The following is a 22441-nucleotide window of genomic DNA, read 5'->3' as shown; positions in this document are numbered from 1 at the left end:
GAGATTAGGCTAACCACAGTGGTGCCTACAGCACGCACTGGATATAAAAGCCGCGTTGGCGATGCAAAAAGGGGAATAAACCCGACAGAAATTGCTGCACGTACGGTTTCCACACCACGTAAAACCAGCCGGACAATCCATGGCCCGATGGCGGCAAAGACACCGGTAGCCATAAACGCAACGCCGACAAGCATCACACCGGCAGTCACCGCGCGTAAAAGTAACTGGCCCGCACCAAATAGACTCGTGACCAGCAAGGACAGCTGATGGGCGACAAACGCCGCCACAGTAGCACCCACTGTGGCCAAGGCTGCAGCTACCGCAGCAACAGCAGAAACAACCGGCGGCGCCAAAACAGGAAGAAGCAAAAGCGTCGCTACAGCCATTGCCAAAAGCGACACAGCAACCACAGCCCCCAACGCCAGAATGACAGGAGCGACAGCTTTCTTCAGCAACGGAAACGCCGCTACATTCGACGCCACCCACGCCACAGAAGCCACATAAAAAAATCGACGCCGGAATAGCAACAATCGCCGTAACAAACGCCGTCACCCCAGACCCGGCCACCGGCAACAAGGCCCTCACCGTGGTAAACATCAAAAACAGTGCAGCCAGCACAAAACGCACTAATGGTCGAATGACACTAACTGCCGCACGAAGCTGCTTACCCGCCAAGCGAGCCGTCACCAAAGACCGAAATACCAAAACCTGAACAATCGGCAACGACACCGCAACCGCAGTAACAACCGGAGGAACCGTATCCAACCTGAACCGCAACAACCGCAGCAACGACACGACGATACTAATCCCAACAAACGGGACAAAAACCCCACCAATAATGACCGTGCGCACCAAATTCAACAACAATGACCGGCCAGAAAGAGTAGAACTACGAATCATCAGAAAGATAATCAGCCCCACAACAGTAGAGGCAAACAATGCCACAATGACGAACGTAGTCACAGCAATAGCGACCGCAATAACAGCTTTTTCCAGAGCCGTCGTCCGCAACGGCTGAGTAATCCTCATCAGCACACGAATCTTCGCCACTACGAACAACACAACCGCGGCTAATACCGCAAGATGAGATAGCGCCCAACTAGCAGCCACAAACAACACGACGGCCTTCAACGTCACCGGCAACGCACCAGCAATAACAACTAGTGGGAAGTCCAAAATAATGAACTTCGCACCATTGACCACCGACCAAAAAATAAACAACGCCGCCAGCGGATGCCCAGTCAGAAGAGCAATCACAATCAAGTCCGCCGCCCACGGCAACACCACACCGCTGAGCCCAAAGCCGAAAAACTTCAAGGCCACAACCAGCATGCCCAACAACAGTCCCGCGGTCGATAAAGCAACTGGAACTGCAAGCAATGGTTTGCCAAACACCAGCAGCACCAACGTCAACGCCACCCCGGCCGCCAAAGCCATCACCGGCAACGCCAACATCGCACCCACAAGAATCAAATCCTGTGTCGAAAGCTGTGCAATAGCTTTATTGACGCCATCAAGAAACGCATCCCACGCCCCAGTAAGCTGTGGAAGCACCTGCCCCAAATTCAAAGCATTCAACGCAGCAATCCAGCCCTGGCCAATGTCACTAGCCACCGCAGTAACCAACAAACCCACGTCATTGGCAAGAGCAGGAGGATTCGACCAGTCCGTTAAAAACCTGTTCGCAATATCGCCATACTGAGCCGGGTCCAGCGCACCAATAAACGCATTCCACGCCTTCACAAGATTCGACGGGTTAAAAACACCCCAATTATCCCGAACAATGTCAACTACTGTGCCCCACAGCTGCTGCGCCGCGCGGTAAAGATTACTACCCGCACGAGCAATATTAGACAGAATCTCCCCCGAGGTCATACGCTTGATGAAATCCCCGGAAATATCATCCCACCGGCGCATAGCATCACGAATGAACTCATTAACGTCCGTGATGTTCTGCCTGTTCAAAAATCCACGCAGTGCGTCACCAACCATCTTTCCAACATCGCCAGACATCTGGCCCAGACGACCAGCCCACGCACGAATAGGGCCAGCCCACTGCGAAAAACCAGCAGAGGACACCATATTCGCCAAAGCATCACCCAAAGCAGGGAAATTCACCGACGAAATAGCATTATCAATAAGATGGTCAACATCGCCACCCAGAATGGCATCCACCCAATCCTGCCAATTCGCCCCCGCCGTCGACAGGAAATCACCAATAGCCTGCTGCACATCACCATTAGCCAAGCCGGCAACCAGACCACCGACACCAACACTCGACCACAGTGTGGCAATCTTCTTCAACGCATGCGCCACCGACTTACTCCGCCGGCGCAGCCACGACATTGCATGGTCAAAAGCCGCGCGAAAGTTATCCAAGTTAGCGCCACTAATAAGGTCCCGCGGAGCCCAATCCGCAATGATGCGCAGCAACTCTGAATCAGTCATATCCGCAACCGTGTGCTCCACACGGTTAATCAACTGATCCACCGCATCCAACAATGACCTCTCAGAAAGACGAGAAATAATATCCAGAGCAGTAGACACATTCACCCGGATAGCACCAAGATTCGTCAACCTGCCATCGCCGGTAATATAGTCCACCCACTCGCGTACCTTGCCAGTAAACGCAAAATCCGGGCCCTTATCGTCGCGCCCGGTAGGCTCCTGAGTATTCCTATCCACCAGACGGTACAAACACACACCATTCGCATCCGGCGTACACGACAGCGTCACCACACTGCCTGCCAACTCACTGCGATTAAACGCCTGAGAATCAATCGACGTCACCACCGCGCGCGGGACAAACAAACGCACACGCTGCCCATCAGAAGCCAACAAATCAAAATTCAACGACCGATAGGGAAGCGCACCATCAAGACGTTCCTCAACCCTCACACGCGAAGAATCAAACAACTCTTTGACGCCACCATCAGGGTGAGTCAGCCGCATCACCGCCGAATTCCCCAACTCCATAAACGACACCGACAGGCTTACCCCATCCGGTGAGGAGACAGTACTCATCGACAAACCAGACCACGACTTAGACTCCTCAGCATCTACCGACGTATCCACCGTCACACCATCAGCAGATACATAACCCGCAGGGGTCATCCCGACGCCTGGAAGCCGACGCAATGGCTCACTCGCCGATAAAGGCACCGCAAAAGGACTCGACACCGGCTGGCCAATCCACGCACCACCACCGGCCGAAACATTCGGCACACCACGGACAAGATTCCCCCGATTACGCATAAAACCCCCAAAATAGCGTCACAACACTTACACCAGTATAAAACACGGTTCTTACTACTCTGCCCGATAGGCGCCATCTCGCACACAGCTCCTATAATCTTCGCAAGGAGTCTCAGCCTCCCAAAATGCGAAGGTCCCACTAACCAAACGATTACTTCGTGCAATCAGAAAGATTGTGCATTAGCAAAGTTTCAAGAAACAACAGGAGAAAGCATTGACTAATCCCGAAGACTTACGTGCATGGAGGCGTGCTCGACTGGCCCGAAACGATGACCTACTTACCCAAGAAACCGACATCAAAAGGGAGCTCAGGCACTACACCTCCGTGTTCGAAGAAAAAGTGGTGTACTGCAACGCTGAATCCTCAAAAGAATCAAGCTTTGTCCGCTACTTTCAAAACCACTTCCATCAACTTAGACTCAAGAAACTTATTGCAACAGGACCTTCCAACTATAGGCGCCAAGGAAGCCTATACATTTACGATGGAGACAACGGCTCAGAATGGAAGTTAACGAAAAACGGCGACTTCCGAAGCGACGAATGCTTGGAATTTCTTTATCAATCCGACATTGTGGTCACTCACCCACCATATTCCCTGGCCCACGATTACCTCAACTATATGGAGATATTTCGGAAAACTTTTCTATTCATATCGCATATTGATTCAATCAAACGCAAGGACGTATTTAAGCTATTCCAAAATGACCAACTATGGTTGGGCTACAATTCCGACCACGATTTCTCAGGTTTCGTATTACCGGAAAAAATAAAAGTCCTGAAAACTTACCCAGGGTACAACCAAAAAGGCAACCGAATTATTACTCCAGAAAGCTTCATATGGCTGACCAACATTGACCACCTTAAACGCCACCAACCCATTCCACTGACCAAGACCTGGGCGCACAATAAATCTCTCTATCCGAGATACGACAACCTCAACGCTTTAGACATCCCCAACACTGACAACATCCCCTCCGACTACACCGGGCTCATGGGCGTACCAGTCACGTTCCTAGCCGACTACAGCCCAGAACAATTCCACCTAGTTGACTACAACACAGGCCACGATGGAGAACCCTTATCCCTAAACGAAGAACTCGTCGAACCACGCATCATTATCGAACGAAACTAACCCTCTAGAATCAACATACTAAAATGCCAACAACGACCACCGCCTTCGACCGCGCCACTATTCGCCACAACCTCACCGAATTCAAACTCCGGTGGCTTGCCCACATTAAGCAGTGGAAGGCGGAAAACCGTCCCGCGACCGAGTCGAGTCACGACCAACAATTCTGGGGCGACCTACTCGACTGTTTCGGTGTCAACGCCCGCGATTTGTACCTGTACCAACGCAGCGCAAAACGCGCCTCAACCGGGCGCACCGGCAAAATCGACATGTTCATGCCCGGCAAAGTCATAGGCGAGGCCAAGTCCCTCGGCGTCCCACTCGACGACGCCCACGCCCAGGCCCTCGACTACCTATTGGGCGGTACTATCGCGAACTCGCACATGCCGGCCTATGTTGTCTGTTCCAACTTCGAGACTCTGCGGGTTACCCGCCTGAACCGCAACTATGTCGGCGATAGCGCCGACTGGGATATTACGTTTCCCCTAGAGGAGATTGACGAGCACGTCGAACAACTCGCTTTCCTCGCCGACTACGAAACCTCCCAATATCGGGAGGAAGAAAAGGCGTCCCTGGAAGCCTCCCGCCTGATGGTTGAGCTCTTCCGCGCCATGAACGGCGATGACGTGGACGAGGCAGTCGGCGATGACGCTCCCACCACGCCGGAGGAAGAAGATGAGCGCGTCATGCGTACCTCTATCTACCTCACCCGAATCCTCTTCCTTCTTTTCGGTGACGATGCAGGGCTCTGGGATACCCCGCACCTATTTGCTGATTTTGTGCGCAATGAAACCACCCCAGAAACCTTAGGGCTACAGCTCAACGCACTATTCGACGTACTTAACACCGCCGAAGAAAAGCGGTCAAAAAGACTACCAGCCACACTAGCGAAATTTCCGTATGTCAATGGTGCTTTGTTTGCTGAGCCGTTGGCCTCGGAGTACTTCGACTACCAGATGCGTAAAGCCCTGCTTGCTGCCTGCGACTTCGACTGGTCAACTATCGACGTCTCCGTCTTTGGTTCTTTGTTCCAGTTGGTGAAATCGAAGGAAGTTCGCCGCAGCGACGGCGAACACTACACATCCAAGGCCAACATTATGAAGACCATCGGCCCGCTTTTCCTAGACGAGCTCCGCGCAGAGGCAGACAAGCTGGTGTCTTCTCCGTCGACGTCGGTAGCCGCATTAGAGCGCTTCCGTGACTCTTTGGCCGAGCTGGTCTTTTGCGACCCGGCCTGTGGTTCCGGCAACTTCCTACTTTTGGCGTATCGGGAACTGCGGCGGATTGAAACAGACATCATTGTCGCTATCCGCCAACGCCGTGGTGAGACTGGTATGTCGCTAAATATTGAGTGGGAGCAGAAGCTATCAATTGGGCAGTTCTACGGCTTCGAGTTGAACTGGTGGCCTGCCAAAATTGCTGAGACTGCCATGTTCCTTGTAGACCATCAGGCCAACAAGGAGCTTGCCAACGCTGTGGGTAGGCCTCCTGAGCGGTTGCCGATTAAGATTACCGCACACATTCACCATGGCAACGCCCTGCAACTTGATTGGGCAGACATACTCCCAGCTTCTGCCACCAAGACCTATATCTTCGGCAACCCACCGTTTTTGGGGCATGCGACGAGAACTGCTGAACAAACTCAAGAACTCCGAGACTTGTGGGGCACTAATGATATATCACGCTTGGACTACGTCACGGGCTGGCATGCGAAGTGCTTGGACTTCTTTGAGTCCCGAGAAGGTCGTTTTGCGTTTGTCACCACCAATTCAATTACTCAAGGCGATCAAGTGCCACGGCTGTTTGGCCCTATCTTCAAAGCAGGGTGGCGTATTCGTTTCGCTCACCGCACGTTTGCTTGGGACTCTGAGGCACCCGGTAAAGCTGCTGTTCACTGCGTTATTGTTGGTTTCGATAAGGAGAGTCAACCACGTCCACGTCTGTGGGATTATCCCGACGTAAAGGGCGAGCCAGTCTCAGTGGAAGTAGGCCAGTCCATTAATGGCTATCTGGTTGACGGCCCTAATGTTCTTGTCGATAAATCCCGGCATCCTATTTCGTCGGAAATATCGCCCGCAACCTTCGGAAATATGGCGCGAGATGGCGGCAACCTTCTAGTTGAGGTAGACGAATACAACGGGGTTATGAGTGACCCCGTAGCGGCAAAGTATGTTCGTCCTTTCCGGGGTAGTCGAGAGCTAATGAACGGCTTAGATCGGTGGTGTCTATGGCTTATAGATGTAGCACCGTCAGACATTGCTCAGAGTCCGGTGCTGAAAAGGCGTCTAGAAGCAGTCAAAGCTTTCCGGGCCGACAGTAAAGCGGCAAGTACACGGAAAATGGCTGAAACTCCGCACTTATTCGGCCAGCGGTCGCAACCGGATACTGACTACCTTTGCTTGCCGAAGGTAGTAAGCGAACGCCGCTCGTATTTCACCGTACAAAGGTATCCATCAAACGTAATTGCTTCTGACCTAGTATTTCATGCTCAAGACCCAGACGGCCTGATGTTTGCGCTAGCGTCGTCGTCGATGTTCATCACATGGCAGAAAACCATCGGCGGCAGACTTGAATCGCGAATCCGCTTTGCTAATACCTTGACGTGGAACACTTTCCCTGTGCCAGAGTTGGACGAGAAGACGCGCCAGCGCATTATTAAAGCAGGCAAGAAGGTGCTCGAAGCTCGCGCGCTGCACCCAGAACGCTCACTGGCTGAGCACTACAACCCCCTTGCAATGTCCCCGGAGTTGGTTAAGGCTCACAACGCGCTTGACCGAGAAGTAGACAAAGCCTTTGGCGCTCCACGCAAACTTACTACCGAGCGCCAGCGCCAAGAGCTACTGTTTGTTAGCTACGCCGAGTTAACCAGGAAGTAAGGGGCCGAAGGAGGATTCCTTCAGCCCCTTGGCTCCATGGACATTATTCCCTAAATAGTCAACGCACCAACGACCAGGTACGCGACCACGGTTAACGCTACCACATCGCCGATAAGAACGCCCGGCTTCAGGGCCAATGGAGTCAGCACGGTCTTCAGCACGCGCCAGTTTGCAAACAGGCCGCCAGCCAAAGTCTCAACACCACGCAGACCCAAGCCACGAACCGGAAGATGTCCCAGCTGCGGGATACGCGACAGCAAGAACACATTGAAGAGGATGCGGCCGATGTTCAGCCCATTGAGAATCTTCAACAGGTTATTGCCACGTACCGCAACGCGAATCGGCGTAGACAGAACAAGGAAGTCCACCGCCGCGCGAACAGCCTTGACCACGGCCTTAGTGTTAAACGCTGTCAGTGCGTTAATAAGCACCTCGTTAAATACGTGCAGCAGCGCCTGACGCACCTCATGATGATTGAACATCTGCAGCGCAACAACAATAAACGGCAGCTTCTTTGCTGCCTTAAACTGCGCGATAACCGGAGCAGCTAGAAGGCCTTTGCCCGCGGTAAACAAGCCCTTGATAAGAGCAGCCTTCACCGCCACGCCCAAATCAACAATGCCCTTGACCGCCTCAGCGCCCTGGGCAACAACGGAGCCCGCTGCCAGAGCCACAGCCAGCAACGGAGACAATCCCTCAGCAGCCTTCACAGCCTTGTGCACAGCCTCATCAGCGCCCAAGGAAGCCAACTCGCCAATGAGCTTGCCACCACGCTCAGTGACAGCGTCAAAGTGCTTCGCCAGCTCATCAAGCTCATCCTGCCGCAGCTCAGCCAAAGCCTCCAACACATGGCCAGGCAGTGCACCACCAGGCAGCTTCTTGACCACCTGTGCAATCGGTGCCGAAGCATTCAGCGTATCCAACGCCTCAGCAAAGTCACGGGCAACAGAACGAATCTCAGAAAGGTCAGAGACCTTCTCCAGACCAAGGTCCTTCAGCTGGTCCTCAAGCCCATCAACGAGCTCATCAGCCGCGGACTTAAAGTCGGCAACCTTCTTCAGCGGGTCCGGTTCATGAATAGCGGTATCGATATTCGCCTTGAGGGTATCCAGGACTTCCTGGCCGCTTTCAGCTTCACCCACCAGGGTAGAAATAGCCTTTTCCACTTCACTGCGAGTATCGTCACCCAGGTTCAGCAGAGCACTAGAGGCTTGGGTGAGTGCGTCTGCCATTTCGTGTGGAATAACGCCTGCAGACTCAAGGCGGTCCACGAGGCGGGTGGGGTTGAACTCACCATAGGTATCGCGGTCAGTGTACTTGTATTCCATTACTTTTCCTCCTTGGTGTCCTCGTTGAATGCGCGAAGAATGTCTACGAGGGTGGAACCGATTAGCTGGGCGGAAGAACCGATTCCAGTGAGCAGGTCGGTGAGCTTCTTGCGGTCAGCTTCCGGGAGAGCATCGAACTTGCTTACTAGTTCTGGGAAGCCATCGCCCGGGGTGATTCCGTCAAAGAGCTTCTTTGCGTAGGAAGAGCCGACAAACTCGTCAATAGCGGAACCGACCTTGCTGGCGTGGTCTGCTAGTTCTTTGACGTGCTCGGCAGCCTTCTCCGGCAGAATGTCAGTATCACCGAACTGCTCGGAGACTAGGTCGTGCAGGCGAGTCTGTGCGTCTTCGATGCCCTTGATTGCAGAGGGAACGCCAGTGCCTGGGAATACCAATGGTCCGCCGAGAATCTGCTTGAGGTCATCTACGAGCGTCTTTGCGTCTTTGACGGTGCGGCCCAGCATGGAGACCTGCTGCGGAATCGATTCGGAAATCTTGTCGATGATGGTATTGAAATTAGAGAACATGCCGGTAAGAGAATCGGCGGTGTCCTTTTCCACTCCGCCTTCCTGCTGCAGGTCGCGGATGGAGTTAGTGATTTGAGAAAGTAGGCTATCCTTATCAGCCATGAAATATACCCCCAAAATGTAGTGTTTACAATTCCCCGAATAGGTGAGTGTTTAGATGATGCCGCCGGTTAGGTCATCAATGGTTTGACGTCCGCCGGAGCCGGTAAGCAGGTCTACAACTGCTTGGGCCCAACGGTTGTGACGATTGAGCGGAGTAAACGGTAGTGCTTCCACGTCCTTAATCAGCGTGGCGGCGTCTTTGCCCTCTACCAGGTCGGAAATCAGCTGCAGCAAATCGTCCACGCCGTTAAGCGGCGCAAGGTGCTTCGCGAGCTTTTCGATGAAATCAAGGTTCAATCCGCCCTTACCGTCAATGAGCGAGTAGAACAAGCCCGCAACCAAATCCGGCGAGATAGGCAGCCCATTGAGAGCATTGCGCACAATGTCTTCAATTTCTGCCAGGGATACAACCGGTAGCCCATCATCTGGGAAGCGGTCATCATCATCCTTCTTAACGTTGCGGCGGTCAATGTAGGTGTAGAGGTTGTTTCCCTTTTCATCCGGGAAGCACTCAATCGTGGCATCAAAGCCTACGACTTCTCCTCGCGAGAACACCTGGTCGTCGAGCTCGGTGACGCGACCATTCGGGATGAACAAGCGTCCCTTCAGGTCTTCGCCGCCGTGAATATCAAAAATGAATGAGCGGTACGGAGTTTCCGTAGCGTTGTCAATCATCTGGACTGCTCGTCCATCATGACGGGAACGGAAGTTGCCTTCGCCCATAACAGCAGTGGCTACATGAGAATTGACAATCTCGTGGAACTTGCACTTGATTTGCACCGAGTGGTTGGACTGCAGCACTGCCATGGTGTCACCATCCCAGTCCATGACCTTTTCGGTGTCACGGTCGACAGTCTTGGTGAGTCCGTCCTCGCTGATGTAGCCAGCCGGGCTGAACTTGTTGACTGCCGGCAGTGCAGCCACCCTGACAGAGGCAGAGTGTGGCGTCTGCAGCGGGTTGATGCCCGCCATGCCAATCCATGCGGCGCCGCCGCTTTTGACCTCGGGCGCGCCGACAACAATGTTTTGTCGCATACGTGACATGCGAATTCCCCCAAATTTTTTTACCCCGAGTAACCACCCCAAGCAGGGCAGTTACCACATATTATACATGAAAATTACTTAACTTAACGCTGTCCACAATGTGCCACCAGCCTGCCACCGCACCGCAGATGGTCTATCTGGGTCAGGGAAAATATACGGGTCGGTATCAGTATCCCAATCCAAAATATCCCCCTCCGCGCGATAGGAGACCTCCATACCCTCCAGACAGGCGGACAGTAAGTCCACGCAGTACTCATCATCTGTGCCGTAAGCCTGAAGCATAATCCGAGTACGGTCAGTCACTGGCGTTTCCCGGTTAGGGGCGGCAGCATCGACGCGAATCATAGGCCCAGATAACTCATCTGGTACCTTCGTTGCCACATACACCCCATCAAACTCCGAGCCTTGAAACCAGCGTTTCAAACAAGAAACAACAATCGCAGACGGATGCCGCATTACTTAAGCCCCCTTCTTCGGTGACTTCGACGCGACCGGGTAGGCACCTACAGCCTTTTGCAAAGCATTGTGCTTCTTTTCATGGCCATAGGCCTCCCAGTCATACGGAGTCGGCACGATAAGCGCACGCCACCTACGATGACCAGGTTCCGCTTCCTTGACGACGTAGTGTTCGCCGACCTTCGACCGGAACTCCTCGGCTTTGTTATCAACCAGATGCTTAGTCTCCGATGATTCCTTGAGCACGCGATTAAAAAACTGGTGATTCATCTTGAACTTAAAGCTGTCAGCCACGCTCAACCCCCTCAAAAATACGCAGCCTATACTCCGCCAAGCCCGGGTTCCACCACGGCCCATGCGTGAAATCATGACCACCATCGGCAATCACGAAATCAACACCGCCCAGATGGACCAAATCGCCAGCAAACACTTCACCAGGAAGAGTGAACAACGACCCCGCCCAATCTACACGTCGAACGTCCTCGTCATCTGGGCCGAATTCTGGAGAATCACTAATAGACCAACCAGCAACCCGCACAACCTGAGGACCACCCCATCTGGTTACCGGATTACCGAAAGAATCCTCCCCCGAATCCTCACGATGGCGAACCTGCACGCGGAAAGGAAGCGGATACCCCGACTCAGTAGAGCGAGACCGTGAACGCGCCACGACGACCACCCCCAACCGAACGCAACATGCGCTTATCCTCAGCCGTTAGAAAAACACCGCCGGCATTCGAATTCGACCCAAAATTCTGACTCGTCGAAAACGGGCCCGCAGTAAACGACTGAGACTCAGCCCCCACAGGAGCAGACGACAAGCCACGAGAGACAGCTCGGGCAGCCACACGGGCACACACCACACGAACCGCCGGCGGAACTGACCTATCAAAGTGCTTACCCAAGTAAGCATCAATAGCGACAGTCGCCTCTTCCACCATCGCCACAATAAGGCGCTCATCGTCCTTATCCGGCTCAATAGTCAAACGGTCAGTAACGTCGTCAATCGTGCAGTACGCGTCCACATGAACCCCCAAACAGGACTACTTATCGCTACGGCCAGCCTTCTTCGACGGCCCCGGCTTAACCACGTGAGCCACCATGGCCATATTCGGATTCGTCAAAATGGGCTGAACAGCACAATTAGCACGAACCCAATACGCCATCGGGTCGTTCTCACGCCAAGCGCCCACCGCAATCTGACCAGCGCCAGACAGGTTGTACTCCGGAGAATGCATCTCCACCGTCTGGCCCCACACGGTATAGCCCAAAAGACCAGACTGAGTCTCTGGCGGAAGGAAGTACAAAGTATTCTCATCGAGAATGCGGCGAGCAGCCTTACCATCACGCACAGAACGAGAATACGACGTAATCCCCGGAAGTCCTTGGTCCTGCAGCACGGCGTTGATAGCGCCAGACGATACGCGCGCCAATTCGCCCGTAGTGTTGGCCGCATCGCGGAACTGCTTATTCGTCTGCAGCTTCTGGATAACCTTCGGCGAGGCAATAATGGTGCCCGGCTTAGTACCGTTGGCATCCTCATAGTCCATAGCCCACGAGATGATGTCTTCCAGGGCGCCGGAGTCCTGGTCATCCCAGTGTTTCTTCGGGGTGACCTCGAATTCCTCATCGCGGCCAATGCCGGCGTCAACGATGGCGCCATTTTCGATATAGCGGACACGGCCGGTGGTGAGAACGTCACCGCGGGCGACCTCGACACGGTTAGCAACTGCGCGCACTACGGTCTCGGTGGCCTTGGTCATGTCATCTTCCTGGAACTGGGAATCACCCTGGTGGAAGCTACGCAGCTGGTCCATCTCGTTGATACGGACCTTCTGTCCGATAAGTGGCATCTGCATCATGGCCTTATGACCGCCGCCCATAGAACCAATCGGCGTTTCAGCATCTGCAGAACGAACCTCTGCGAGTCGGCCGGTGTCCTGTTCAGTCATCCAGCTAAAGAACATGTCGTTGATTAGCTGGTCGGGGAAGTAAGCAGACAGGGAGCCGCCGGCGGTCTGCAGGTCGTTCAGGTAGTGGTTGGCGTAGATAGTCAGGTCCTCCGGTGAGAGGACCTCGTTCCAAATTTGCGTAGAACCCATGATTAATCCTCCCGTACGTCGCCGATGGCATCGAAGTTGGTGGAACCATCCTCATTCCACAAGGAACCGTGCGGTTCGTGCACGAATGTGAACTCTGCATGGTCGCAATCTGCGATGTTCACGCGGTTGTTGGAATCCGGAAGACGGTCAATGCGAACACGGCCGTGCCACAGGATGGGTACAACCTCGCCTGGATTGTTGTCCTGGTCGGTCAGCAAGAACCCGTCCACGGACTGGGTCTTGGACGTTACTGGTACCCAGTAGTCGCCTTCGCGGTGCAAGGCGGTGCCAGAGGGCAGGACGGATGTGCGAATATGGGTAGTCTTTTCGCCCAGCGTGCCGGTTTCGGCGTTGTCTACTGCGTGGCGAGAGCCCAGCCACGACAAGTCGCTGGGAGAGTAACGGTCAAATTCTGGCCGAAAGTGCATAATATCCCCCGATGATGTGATGAATGCGGACTACGCCCCCTGGCGCTTTTTACGCCTTTGCCACAGCTCCTCACCCCGAGAAATGCCCTGATTCGGAGATTCCCAGGTAAGCCGCGACGGTGAAGGGGCGGCGGGGGAGTGCTTGCCGATGAGGTCTTTAAGCGTGGATTCGTAATCGTCGTCGTCAGAGTTGATTTTATCGACGGCTGCGCAGAAGCTTTTCGAGTCGAATAATTGCTCTACGTCGCCGCCGAGTGCCGCAATGTGGATAATCAAATCACGATTATGCTGAGCATCTTCAACTTGGCTATGAGCCGTCGAAAGCTCGGATTGTAGGTCTTTAATCGTGGACTCGAGTTCCTCTTTATCTGCGGTAAGTTGCTCAACTTGCGCTAACGATTTTTCCGCCCGGTTTTCCCACGTGCGAGAGTGGGCCCGCATGTCTTCGTACTTTTTACGGTAGTCAGTTGATGCGGTTTCGGTTTCCGCCTTTGCGGCGTTGGTTGCGGAATCCTGGCTGGTGGTTTCCTTTTCGGAATTTTCAGCGTTTGCGTCCTCGTGCGACACAGCGTCCCCCTAAATGTTCAGTTTGTGGACTACGGCCTCATTCATCCCTTTCGGATACAAACCGTAACCACACCACACAATAGCACACCTGTTCATTTACTCAGGTCACCCACCTGACGCATCGCCCGCAACAAAACATCCGGCTCCGTACTACCGACTTCATCGTGAGCTTTCTTATAAATCTTTTGCGCTCTAATCGTCGATTCTGGAAGCTCAACATGGCCGCGCTTACGGCATATCACAAGGCACCGGCAATGGTCATGAAAGTGAGCACCGGAATAACCACCACCAGCAGCAGAACGGGAAGTGTAATCAAACCCGCGAGAGGCCAAAAGGGTGCAAAAAGCACACGCCCCAGGATGCGCAACACGAGCCCACGAACCCCCACCCTTCCAGGCCGTATGCTCTGCATTCTTCCGCTGACGGGAATACAACTCATCGGCGACGATAAACCCCATCGAATTTAACGTCCGATTATAACCCTGCTCCTCGAAGAACAAAGGCGCGAAATCATGCGCCATACGCGCCTCAACCTGGTGAGAATCCACCCGACGTGGTTTCCACTCCACTGGCCGCATACCCATGTGGTCTTCCTGCTCCTCTAGCCACACCATTGTGGCATCAGAGACGGCCATGCCATACGAGTCGATAGTCTCTCTCACCATCTGGCGCAAAAGCTCCTTTTGCCGATAAGGGTCAGCAGTAAGGTCCGGAATAACTCGAGCTCGAGAGTTCAAGTCTTCAATAGCTTTACGTGCAATGGAATCGACTACAGGTGTAATCGACGTCCAGGGACGCTGCACATCCATCTAACGTGCCTCCTTGGCATCTTCGCTGGCCTTTTGTCGTGGAGACGGTGCAGAATCCTCCGGGCTCTTAGTCGGGGTATCCTCGGGTGATTGTTCCTCGGCTGAAGATGCCTCCAGCACTTTCGCTAATTGGGATAGGCGTTTACTTCGATTCTCCTGCTCGATTTGAAGCCGGTCAGCCGCCGAAAAATGCAGGTTCTTCAGCAGTACTTCGGAATCGGGGGCGAGTACTCCGGAAGTCAGTAGCTTTAGAGCCCAATCAGCATCAGCGGCCTTGGACGCAGTAGCCGGGTCACGCCAATCCACTTCGAGCCCGTCGACGAGGTCCTCAATGTCGACGTCCTGGTCGAGGTCGGACACCTGCACCAGTACGCGGGCCAGCTCCAGCAAATCCGGATTCATTAACTCCGTCTTAATTTCAGATGCGCGAATCAGTTGCTCTTTCCACACACGAATCGAGTCACCCGACGGCGGATTTTCCGTCATGAAACCAAAATACTGTGCAGGAATCTTTGACTCAGAAGCAATCAACTGAGAATAGGCACGTACCTGCTCGATAAATGGAGTTGGGGGAGACGACGCGAATTGTCCGACACTGGGCTGCTTGGGGTCGTCCTCATCGCCGTTGATGACAAGCATTTTGCCGATAGAGGTACGCCAGCCCATTTCAACGCGGTCGAACTCCGTCATGCCCTCTGGGTCGTAGCCGAAGTCTTCGGGTGAGGCGCCGGTGGCCCAGGGTTGTGGGGAGGCATAAAACTCGGAATTGTACTCCATGTTTTCCAAAGTACGGGCGGCAGCGTCGGTAAGATACCGCACGGCTGGGGTAATTTCTGACTGTCCAGACCAATGCGATGTCCGCAGGCGGTTACGGAGACGGAACATTGGGAATCCGCCACCAGGCACAGGATGCCGCTCTACCGAACGCACCTTGCCCACATCGGTCGAGTCCTTAGAAATCACGATTACCTCGCCCTGCAGGTAGAGTACTTCGCGATACACGCCGTCGGAATTAACCCCCGAGCGGCGGTACCCGGCCACTGGCCCGTTTGTGGCGTCATCCCACAACAGCGAGCCAGATAAGGGCGATACTGACCGCAGGCGGAATACGCCGTGTGGGTCGGGCTCTATAGCTAGTAGACCCAGACCGAAAATCAACATGTCCAAGATAGCTTCAGAGACTCGAAGCGGAACATTAAACCGACGCGTGACAAGCCGCATCTCTTCGCCATAGTCCGGCGAGATGAACCCATCCATGCGTAGCAAATCACCGTAGGTATCCACCACGGTTGCCGGCCATCCGGAAACAACCCCAATATCCGACAATGTACGAGGCACAGCCACGCCAATGCGCTGCACACGATGCGTTCCATCATAGTATGACGCCAGCTGCTTATTGCCCTGCTGGTGTCCTGTGACTTCAGTCGTTAATACACCTAGAATGTCTTCTTCATTTTGCGTTAGCCCCCGAATCATAAAACGAATGACCCCCTCTTCTTCTTCGGCTTTGACACCCCTCGAGACACAGCATCCAAGTAGCACTTATAGGCCATGACTGCTGCATACGCTGCGTCAATTTTATCAGCAGACTCCGGTGACGACTTATAAAGCAAATATCCAGTCCGCGTTTCCCTACGCTTTGCATTCAGCAAATGAGCGCGCAAATACGGGCCGCCATCGTAGGTAATATCCCGGTTGACCACCGCCTGTCGAAATTCACTTAATGATTGATACACCGCGGCGCTTTTACCCCTCGGCCACGCCATCATGGGGTGCGACGAAGTTGCCTTCACCTTCAGCTTCGGGGCGAATTCTGCCTCCCACGCTGAAACGTGCTCTGTCCAGCCAGACGGGTCGCAGTACATGCCTACGACACGATATCGAGAGAAACAATCGCGTACGACTGCATCTACTTGGCGCGTATCTGGCTCCCAGTCCGGGTCTCGTGGGTTCTTCGACTGCCACACTGCAATCTCGAACAGGTGCCCGTCTGTTACGCGCATCCCAATCAGCGCGGTTGCATCCGCATTACCACGCACACGACCTCTAGAACCATCAAAACCCAGCACTATCTTATCGCCTGGCTGTACAGCCTTATCCCTATCCTCAATCGCATCAACCTCGAGGTGGGAGAGGAAGGAATCGGACGAAGAGACAATCTGATTAAGGTAAAACTGTCGCGCGTCGGAAGGGTCCGTTGAAGGGTCCCAAATTTCGGTGATAATACGCTCAATATCCACCCAGCCACCATTATCTTTAGCCGAGTCACCATAAGCATGAACCAGACCATCATAGAGAGAATCATGGTCAGCTAAGTCCGTATCCTCTGGCGCTTCGCGATGGTCCACCAGAATCGTTTCTCGCTTAAGCCGCCCCTGCTGCTGCAGCTCGAGAGCTTTAAACGTTTCCTCAGCAACCGAACCACTGCCTGGCCTATAGGCGTTAGGGGTCTCGATAGAATGGCCACCTAGCTTGCCTGTGTTGCGGCGTAGTACTGCAGCTAGCTTCACGCCACCGTTGCTTTGAGTCCACGCCTCGGTCTGGTCGGCAGAAAACCATACAGGCCTGCCGCCTTCTTTTGACAATGCTCCCGCGGTAATGAATTCGATGCGGCCTTTAGGAAGAGCGACAAACGTTTCCATTGGGTCAATGTCGTAGTTTTGCATGGCTGGGCCGTCTCGCAGCATCTCTAGCAGCGGCCCATAAGCGTTTTTGGACTGGTCCTCATTGACTGCGGCAAATTGTACTTTCGGTGTGGTGAATTCAGACCATGGAACTCCCACAGGCTGCCCTGATGCGTCCCACCCGCCGAAACATACTGGGCCTAGTGCTTCGAGTGCGCCAATAGCGCCCATGATTGGCGACTTACCCCAGCCTTTAGGGCGGGAGAGAATGCCGCGTGTATAGACACGTTGTCCAGTTTCAGGGTCGAGTCTGTAGTAGCGAAGAATAAAGCGAGCTTGTTCAGGTGTAAGTACCAGGGGTTGGTATTCGGCGCAGTCTGGCTGGGCGAGGTTTTCTTCTATCCATGCCAGGCATTCCCAGCCGAGCGAGGGGAATTCTCCAGGTTCTCGGGGCTTAAAAGGCATAGGGTTAGTCCACCGCCTTCAGGCTACGGTAGCGTCCGCGTACGTCTGCTGCAGCGCGGGAAGCGCGACGCTTGTCTTCAGCTTCGTCTGCGGTGGCCATGGTGATGCGGTGGCGGGCAAGACTGTCAGGCGTAATGCCGTATTGGGCGAGTTGTAGGCGACGTTCTGGGCCGAGTTTGGTGTCGCCGCGGTTGTAGGCATCGTCGAGAATCATGGTGCGTGCTAAATCGAGCCACTGAGTTTCTTGGAGGCCTTGAGTCTTCAATGGTGGAAACTCGGACAAGGTGTCCCAGAAGCGGAGTGTTTGGTTTGTCCAGGGCTCGTCTGTGGCGGGGTTGGTAGGGCCGTAGATGTCGGTGAGTTTGGGCTGCGGTACGAAAGTGACAACGATTTCTCGTTGTTCGATGTTTTGTTGGTTCCTTCTCGCACGTGATTTTGGATTCTTCGGTGTTGGACCACGTCCTGCCATTACTTTCCCCCAAAATAATAAGCGGATAATAGGTGATAAGTTCTATTATAGTGTGCTATGCTTAGTTGTGGCAGTGTCATCGGGGGGGTACTGGATCTAGAGATACTGCAAATTCGGGGGAGAGGCCTCGGGCTAGTTTTGGCCCGAGGCCTTTTTATTGGCACTGATGTTGTGGCGGAGGGTTGGCAAAAATAAAGTTTCGAGACATTGACAGGTAAAAGAAGGGTAGTGTTAGTTGTTCCACCCCGAGTACAAAAGTAAGGAGCTGACCATGGGTGATATTGAAAACAAGAAGGATAATCTCGTCGGAAAAGCTAAAGAGGCCTACGGCGAAGCTACCGACAATGGCAAGGTAGCCAATGAAGGTAAGGGCGAGCAGGCCACTTCCGAAGCCAAAGACAAGCTTCACGACGCTGGTGAGCACATTAAGGAAGGCTTTAATAAGTTCATTGGCGACCTAAAGAAGTAGTTTTCTCGCTGCATTTGGCCCCGTCTTGTTGACTCAGCGTCGACAGGGCGGGGTTTATTTGTTTGTGTGGTGAGGTTGTTGGTGTGAATAGGGTGGTGGAGCTGGGATTTTGGTCCTGTTTTGTGACGACATTTTGACGACATTTTGACGACATAAGCCACTGGAAACGACTGGAAACGACTGGAAACTACTGGAAGCCAAAAAGTAAGAAACCCCCTCTCACCAGCATTTATGCTGGTAAGAGGGGGTGGATACACCGCTCCTCCAACTGGGCTCGAACCAGGTAGAGTAATTAAGGTAGAAATATAAAATACCTGCATATAAACGTTTATTGACGACATTGAACGCCATTGAACGTCAATCAGTGCCAATAGATGTAGCATGTATGTAGCACGCAAGGAGGAGCGCATGCCACAATCACGAGGACGCCGCGCACGGTGGGGGTCAATCAAGAAATTGCCCTCCGGACGCTGGCAAGCGTCTTACCCGGACCCGTCAGCAGAAGGCACCCGCAAACGCATCACAGGACCAACCACATATGACAGGCGTGCAGACGCAGAAGTGTGGCTCGCCAGCGAACACGCCCTCATAGCCCAGCACGCATGGACACACCCACGCGAACGAGAAGAGACCCAAGCACGCGAGGCGGCAGAACGACAGCGAGGTGCAGTCACGTTCAAGCAATACGCAACACAATGGGTTGACACCCGCACGAACTCACAGGGAGATAGGCTCGCCAGCAGAACACGCGAGGAGTACAGGCGCTATCTCACCGACAGGCTCAGCGTATGGGCCGACATGCCGATCAACGCGATCACGCCCGACCAAGTACGAACGTGGCACGCAGAACAACTCAAATCCGGCAAGAAGACGTCTGTAGGACGCCAATACGACCTGATGAAGAGCGTGTTGAAGACCGCCGAGGAAGACGGACTCATAGCAAAAAACCCGTGCAGGGTACGCGGCGGGTCGAAGACATCCACAGAACTCACCGTGACGGCACCAACCGACTCAGAGCTAGACATCATTATTGAGGCGATGCCTGAACACCTTCGCTACCCAGTCATTACTGCAGCAGCGGCGGGTTTGCGCTGGGGAGAGATACAAGCACTGACACGTGATGACTTCACGGTCACACGGGACGAACGCGGCGAGATCGACGCCGTGCACATCAACGTGGACAAGGCAGAGGTACGACTCGCAGGCGGCACCCGCGAAGTCAAACGGCCCAAGTCACGAGCCGGAGTGCGCAGCGTAACTGTCTTCGGCAACGACGCACGATCAATCGCAGACCACGTAAACACGCACGGAGACCAACTGCTCAACGTTACCTATTCAGGTTTCCAGTACCACTGGCGAAAGGCGCGAACACAAGCAGGACGCCCAGACCTACACTTCCACGCATTGCGGCACTACTCAGGCACACGGTTTGCACAGGCAGGGGCTACACTCGCAGAGATCATGGCATGGCTAGGACACTCAGACGTCGCCAGCGCGATGCACTACCAAGAAGCCGCAGAAGAACGCATGAACGAACTCGCACGACGCGCCGCAAGGAACTAACGAGACGAACACAAACCCGCCTCAGAACGAATGCTGAGACGGGTTTCTTACCGCCAGAGACCGAATTGAGGCACTACTGCCGACGAACCCTAACAGACCTCAGAAGACCGTACAGGGCGTGTAGCAGGGCTACAGCTAGTCGTCGTCTCTGATCAATTTCGCAGCACGGTAGACCACCGTGCTGTCGATGTCGGCCTGGACACGCCGCGGCGCGCGCTCGCCCCAGAGGACGACACCCTTACCGAACAGCGGCAAGAACTGACCGGTCAGTGCAACGCACTACTGGGTACCTGACCCCCGGACAGTGGACACGTCGGGGGTTAGCTATGCTGCTTTGGTCAGTGTAGCTGATGTGAGTGCTTCGAAGGCATCGGGAGCTAGAAGGTTGCACCACGAGTGTCGCCGGCGCGTGTTGTAGCGCATGCACCACCGGAAGACTTCCTGCCGGCAGATAATGGGATTGTCAAAGACTTTCCTATCACGTAAGACTTCCCGCTTTAAAGTAGCGTTAAACGACTCTGCCAGGGCATTATCCGCACTCGTTCCTACCGCGCCCATGGATTGGCGCACACCCAACGACGAGCAATAGCTCCTAAAGGCTTGTCAGCTGTACACACTGCCGTGATCGGAATGGAATACAGCCCCGTCAAGACTGCCACGCACACCGTGCGCGCGGGCTATTGCATCGACGACCAGTGACACTCGCATCTGACAGTCTGCGAGCGAATAACCTGCAAGTTTCCGTGAATACGTGTCAATGACTGTGGCCAAATACATGTTCTTGCCACCCTTACAGGGCAGGTAGGTAATGTCGCCAACATAAATGCGGTTCGGCTCGGTGGCTGTGAATTTACGGCCTACTAAGTCCGGCATGACACGGTGGCCAGGCTTGCGCCTGGTAGTGGCACATCGGCGGCGCTTGGTAAAGCCTTTAAGTCCCATGGATTTCATGATGCGTGCGACTTTCTTGTGATTTATCGGGCCGAAATTCGTATCACTGTTGAGGCTTGCAGCGATGCGTTTAGCACCATAAAGCCCGTGCTCATCATCGAAGATGGTTGTAATTCTCGCACCAATAAGGGCATCGGAACACATCTTTAACCTGAGCTTTTCACGGGTTTGGACCCATTTATAAAACGAGGAGCGATTGAGCTTTAAAACGTGGCACATCCGTGTGAGCCGAGTATTCGGTTTGGTGGGCATAGACAAACTGGAAGCGGATCACCAGTGAGTCTCTTTAAGCAAAATACTTCGCGGCCTTGCGCAGGGTATCGCGTTCTTCGCGTAGTTTAGAGACTTCCTTTTCTAGCTGGCGGATCCGTTCGGAATTGTTCGCCGTTTGGGCTTTCTCATGCACGGCTTTAATGCGCGCACGTTTGCCGGTGCCGTACTTCTTGACCCAAGAATGCGGCGAGGCACGGTTGATACCGAGCTCTGCTGATGCTGCGTTCAGTGAGAGGTCCTCATTGTTCTCATAGAGGGCCACGGCATCGCGTTTGAACTGTTCGGAGTACCTGGACATGGTGGTAGATTACCTTTCTTCCTAACCCAACCGGGCTGGATATCAGGTGTCCACCCAAAAGGGGTCAGGCCCCAGCAACTGAATGTTGCTGCATAGATTTTAAGCCGAATAGGCCACCGTAGACCTCACCCCGCTGGGTGGGGTCTTTTTTAAATGTGGGGATAAGAGAGGCGTCGGCTTTGCCGACCACACGCAGGGGTCTTGCCCCAAGTGTGCCACTCTCTCTTATGCCCTTTATCCCCCTTGCGCCCTTAGACCACCTACGGTGGTCGCTGGCGCGGTAAAAACGTACGATGACGTGGGTAAATGGGTAATAAAGTACTCTTTAAAAGTACCCATTTAAACGCGTCTTCGGGTATTTTAAAATTAAACCGCAGGTTTAAAACTCCTGGTCAGGGGATTTTTAAAGTATCCAATTTTTAAAATTGGTGACGTATCGTGGCACACGATGAAAATTGGCCGGGTTGGAGCGATTTCGCTGCAACCAATTTTAAAATTGCCCCTTTTAAAGGGGCTACTACCTCGTGGCTGGCACACCCCGGTGGCACTCTTGTCACCTCGCGGTGTGTCAAAAAAATAAACCACTGAAGTGTCCCAGGTTTTGTTCCGTCTGAGTAGATGGGAAAATCTGGAATATGCCAAGAAAATTTGACCAGGATGCGAAGGACCGTGTGGTCCGTCTTGTAGAGGACCGTATCTTGGCGGA

General features: G+C 53.8%; 18 protein-coding genes and 2 pseudogenes. 5 read left to right on the top strand and 15 right to left on the bottom strand.

Features of this window, described 5'->3' with window-relative positions; translation table 11 throughout:
* Positions 1–9: 9 nt before the first annotated feature.
* Positions 10–3114 (bottom strand): DUF445 domain-containing protein, encoded by a 3105-nt coding sequence (locus MHK05_RS10810; protein ID WP_239206725.1) that lies wholly within the window; start codon positions 3112–3114, stop codon positions 10–12.
* Positions 3115–3469: 355 nt separating this feature from the next.
* On the opposite strand from MHK05_RS10810, the gene MHK05_RS10805 reads away from it, so the two are divergent.
* Both MHK05_RS10805 and MHK05_RS10800 read left to right on the top strand, forming a co-directional pair.
* The gene (locus MHK05_RS10805) at positions 3470–4387 is read left to right on the top strand and encodes an adenine-specific methyltransferase EcoRI family protein (protein ID WP_239206724.1); all 918 of its coding nucleotides are present in this window, start codon (positions 3470–3472) and stop codon (positions 4385–4387) included.
* A gap of 23 nt (positions 4388–4410) precedes the next feature.
* Entirely contained in the window at positions 4411–7260 is a 2850-nt protein-coding gene (locus tag MHK05_RS10800) for a DNA methyltransferase (protein WP_239206723.1), read from the top strand.
* 50 nt (positions 7261–7310) lie between these two features.
* On the opposite strand, the gene MHK05_RS10795 is transcribed toward MHK05_RS10800, so the two are convergent.
* The 13 genes from MHK05_RS10795 to MHK05_RS10735 all read right to left on the bottom strand — a co-directional run bounded on the left by MHK05_RS10795 (position 7311) and on the right by MHK05_RS10735 (position 18181).
* The gene (locus MHK05_RS10795) at positions 7311–8588 is read right to left on the bottom strand and encodes a hypothetical protein (RefSeq protein ID WP_239206722.1); all 1278 of its coding nucleotides are present in this window, start codon (positions 8586–8588) and stop codon (positions 7311–7313) included.
* Positions 8588–9217 carry a hypothetical protein gene (locus tag MHK05_RS10790; RefSeq protein ID WP_239206721.1) on the bottom strand — a complete coding sequence of 210 codons (630 nt, stop codon included), beginning with the start codon at positions 9215–9217 and terminating at the stop codon, positions 8588–8590. Before MHK05_RS10790 ends, MHK05_RS10795 begins: the two co-directional genes overlap by 1 nt.
* Before the next feature lie 51 nt (positions 9218–9268).
* Positions 9269–10261, bottom strand: coding sequence for a phage tail tube protein (locus MHK05_RS10785; protein WP_239206720.1), 993 nt, complete (start codon positions 10259–10261; stop codon positions 9269–9271).
* Positions 10262–10339: 78 nt separating this feature from the next.
* Positions 10340–10606, bottom strand: coding sequence for a hypothetical protein (locus MHK05_RS10780; RefSeq protein WP_239206719.1), 267 nt, complete (start codon positions 10604–10606; stop codon positions 10340–10342).
* A 114-nt stretch (positions 10607–10720) separates the two neighbouring features.
* Positions 10721–11011 carry a hypothetical protein gene (locus MHK05_RS10775; protein WP_239206718.1) on the bottom strand — a complete coding sequence of 97 codons (291 nt, stop codon included), beginning with the start codon at positions 11009–11011 and terminating at the stop codon, positions 10721–10723.
* Positions 11012–11358: 347 nt separating this feature from the next.
* Positions 11359–11742, bottom strand: coding sequence for a phage head-tail connector protein (locus tag MHK05_RS10770; protein WP_239206717.1), 384 nt, complete (start codon positions 11740–11742; stop codon positions 11359–11361).
* Between the two features lie 18 nt (positions 11743–11760).
* Complete coding sequence (locus MHK05_RS10765) at positions 11761–12819, bottom strand: major capsid protein (RefSeq protein ID WP_239206716.1); 1059 nt, start codon at positions 12817–12819, stop codon at positions 11761–11763.
* A gap of 2 nt (positions 12820–12821) precedes the next feature.
* Positions 12822–13247, bottom strand: a complete 426-nt coding sequence (locus MHK05_RS10760; RefSeq protein WP_239206715.1) for a hypothetical protein — start codon at positions 13245–13247, stop codon at positions 12822–12824.
* A gap of 30 nt (positions 13248–13277) precedes the next feature.
* Positions 13278–13814 carry a hypothetical protein gene (locus MHK05_RS10755; protein WP_239206714.1) on the bottom strand — a complete coding sequence of 179 codons (537 nt, stop codon included), beginning with the start codon at positions 13812–13814 and terminating at the stop codon, positions 13278–13280.
* Between the two features lie 92 nt (positions 13815–13906).
* Positions 13907–14623 carry a VG15 protein gene (locus MHK05_RS10750; protein ID WP_239206713.1) on the bottom strand — a complete coding sequence of 239 codons (717 nt, stop codon included), beginning with the start codon at positions 14621–14623 and terminating at the stop codon, positions 13907–13909.
* Positions 14624–16099, bottom strand: a complete 1476-nt coding sequence (locus MHK05_RS10745; protein WP_324291867.1) for a phage portal protein — start codon at positions 16097–16099, stop codon at positions 14624–14626. It lies immediately after the preceding gene.
* Entirely contained in the window at positions 16096–17712 is a 1617-nt protein-coding gene (locus MHK05_RS10740; protein WP_239206711.1) for a terminase large subunit domain-containing protein, read from the bottom strand. The genes MHK05_RS10745 and MHK05_RS10740 overlap by 4 nt, the downstream gene beginning before the upstream one ends.
* 4 nt (positions 17713–17716) lie before the next feature.
* A complete protein-coding gene (locus MHK05_RS10735) occupies positions 17717–18181 on the bottom strand; it encodes a phage terminase small subunit (RefSeq protein WP_239206710.1) in 465 nt (154 codons plus the stop codon).
* Positions 18182–18452: 271 nt separating this feature from the next.
* Between MHK05_RS10735 and MHK05_RS10730 the strand changes: the two genes are divergently transcribed.
* The 3 genes and pseudogenes from MHK05_RS10730 to MHK05_RS10725 all read left to right on the top strand — a co-directional run bounded on the left by MHK05_RS10730 (position 18453) and on the right by MHK05_RS10725 (position 20213).
* Positions 18453–18650 carry a CsbD family protein gene (locus MHK05_RS10730; protein WP_239206709.1) on the top strand — a complete coding sequence of 66 codons (198 nt, stop codon included), beginning with the start codon at positions 18453–18455 and terminating at the stop codon, positions 18648–18650.
* Positions 18651–19031: 381 nt separating this feature from the next.
* A pseudogene (locus MHK05_RS11970) lies at positions 19032–19232 on the top strand (hypothetical protein); the annotation flags it as partial.
* 411 nt (positions 19233–19643) lie between these two features.
* Entirely contained in the window at positions 19644–20213 is a 570-nt protein-coding gene (locus MHK05_RS10725; RefSeq protein ID WP_158093101.1) for a tyrosine-type recombinase/integrase, read from the top strand.
* A gap of 324 nt (positions 20214–20537) precedes the next feature.
* On the opposite strand, the pseudogene MHK05_RS10720 reads toward MHK05_RS10725, so the two are convergent.
* Positions 20538–21735, bottom strand: a pseudogene (locus MHK05_RS10720) (IS3 family transposase).
* Positions 21736–22441: the final 706 nt, after the last annotated feature.

This window comes from Corynebacterium nasorum, assembly GCF_022347325.1.
GTDB classification, from domain to species: Bacteria; Actinomycetota; Actinomycetes; order Mycobacteriales; family Mycobacteriaceae; genus Corynebacterium; species Corynebacterium kefirresidentii.
This window is presented reverse-complemented; position numbering and strand designations above follow the sequence as displayed.